At 68.6% G+C, this 1,225-nt stretch carries 2 protein-coding genes; both read right to left on the bottom strand.

The features are described from left to right. The coding region (locus ACQKIP_RS47795) for a VOC family protein (RefSeq protein WP_427745910.1) at positions 1–749 on the bottom strand (749 nt) is incomplete at its 3' end. Continuing rightward, positions 746–1,225 (bottom strand): alpha/beta fold hydrolase (locus ACQKIP_RS47790; RefSeq protein ID WP_427745909.1); only part of this gene is annotated, 480 nt, incomplete at its 5' end. The genes ACQKIP_RS47790 and ACQKIP_RS47795, both read right to left, overlap by 4 nt.

Here is a 1,225-nt window from a genome sequence, read left to right as displayed (position 1 = left end):
GACAGGGCCATGTCGAAGCCGAGTTCGTGCACGCGCTGGTAGCTCTGGGCGACGTCGTCGAGGGTGGCGGCCTGGATGTTGAGGTGCTGGACCCGGGTGCGGATGGGGTCGATGGGCAGGCCGCGGGTGGCGGCCACCGCGATGGAGTGGTGGCGTTCGTTGACGCGCAGGAAGCGGATTTTGAGTTTGACGCCGCTGATGGTCTCGTCGATGTAGTCGGTCAGGCGGGCGTCGAAGACGGTGTTGAAGTAGCCGCGGATGTGTGTCGGCTTGGTCGAGGTCAGCGCGACATGTCCCATGCCGGAGTCGCCCGTGACGAAGCCCGAGGCGAGCATGTGCAGCGGCTCGGCGGCTGTCAGCGGGGTGGTGTAGATCTCCTGGGCGATGCCCTTGGGGCCGGGAAAGCGCAGCAGGCGCTCCACGCCGCGCAGGGCCGCTTCCTCGTCGGTGCCGCGCGTCGCGGGTACGCCGTGGGCGTGGATGCGGGCTTCGATCTGTTCGAAGGAGGTGTGGTCGTCGATGTGCCAGCCGAGGGTGACGACATCTTCGGCGGGGCCTTTGCGCAGCAGGAAGCGGCATTCCTGGTCATCGAGGCGGAAGCGCATCAGGTCGCGGGAGACGGCGTCGTGGTGCATGCCGATGGCGTCGGTGCCAAAGCGCCGCCAGTCGGCGAAGCGGTTGGTCTCGATGATGACGTAGCCGAGGTGGACGGCGCCGAAGACGGACGGGGCGGTGGTCTGGGTGCTCATCGGTGACCTGCCAGGAAGTCAGAGCAGAGGCGGTTGAACAGCTCGGCGCGTTCGAACTGGACCCAGTGGCCGGTGTTGGCCACCACGTAGAGGTCGCAGTCGGGCATCTGCTCGGCGAGCATGCGGCCGCCGGAGGCCCGGTTGACCTTGTCCTGGGCGCCCCACAGCACGAGGGTGGGTACCGGCAGCCGGCGCAGGCGGCGGTCGCGGGTGAAATCCATCTTGACCAGCGTGCGCAGGGCGTTCGGTCCGGAGGGGCGGCGCAGCGGGGGTGCGGCGATCACGTCGGGGTCGATGCTGGCCTGGTAGCGCTCGTCGATGGCGGCGTCCGGCACGTCGGCCGCGTTGAAGACGAGATGGTGGCGGATGAATTTTTCCATCTTGAGCCGCGAGGGGCCCTCCCCGCTGTAGTAGTTGAGCAGGCTGTTCAGGCCGGGGGTGGGCAGGGCGCGGGTGGTGCCGATGCCGCCGGGACC

Origin of the sequence: Streptomyces sp. NPDC059900 (genome assembly GCF_050270335.1) — a bacterium.
Taxonomy (GTDB): domain Bacteria; phylum Actinomycetota; class Actinomycetes; order Streptomycetales; family Streptomycetaceae; genus Streptomyces.
The sequence above is the reverse complement of the archived record's forward strand: the minus strand, read 5'-3'. Positions and strand labels throughout refer to the sequence as shown.